Origin of the sequence: Pelomonas lactea (assembly GCF_043555885.1) — a bacterium.
GTDB classification, from domain to species: domain Bacteria; phylum Pseudomonadota; class Gammaproteobacteria; order Burkholderiales; family Burkholderiaceae_C; genus Pelomonas; species Pelomonas lactea.
In genome coordinates this window covers 1-336 of sequence record NZ_JBIGHX010000029.1, presented here as the reverse complement: position 1 = coordinate 336, position 336 = coordinate 1, and the positions used below count along the sequence as shown (strand labels likewise).

Sequence of the window (336 nt, the reverse complement as noted above, 5' to 3'; positions counted from 1 at the left end):
GGTGATGACGTTGGCCAGCTCGTTGCCGGTGCCGTCCACGATGGCCGTGCCGGTCAGCACCAGGTTCTCGAGGTTGGCGCCCAGCGCGAAGCTGGCCGCGGCGCGCACGGTGTCCGTGCCTTCGCCGGGGTTCTCGACGACCTGGTCGCCGGCATCGTCCACCACATAGACGTCGTCACCGGCGCCGCCGGCCATCAGCTCGGAGCCCGCCCCCCCGTCCACCGTCTCGTTGCCCGCGTCGCCGGTTCTCTCGTTGTCCAGTTCGTTGCCGGTGCCGGTCAGGTTGGCCGACCCGGTGAGGATGAGGTTCTCGACGTTGGCTTCCAGCACGCGGCT

1 pseudogene is annotated in these 336 nt (G+C 69.9%); it reads right to left on the bottom strand.

The features are described from left to right. Nucleotides 1-336, bottom strand: a pseudogene (locus ACG04Q_RS25590) (hypothetical protein); the annotation flags it as partial.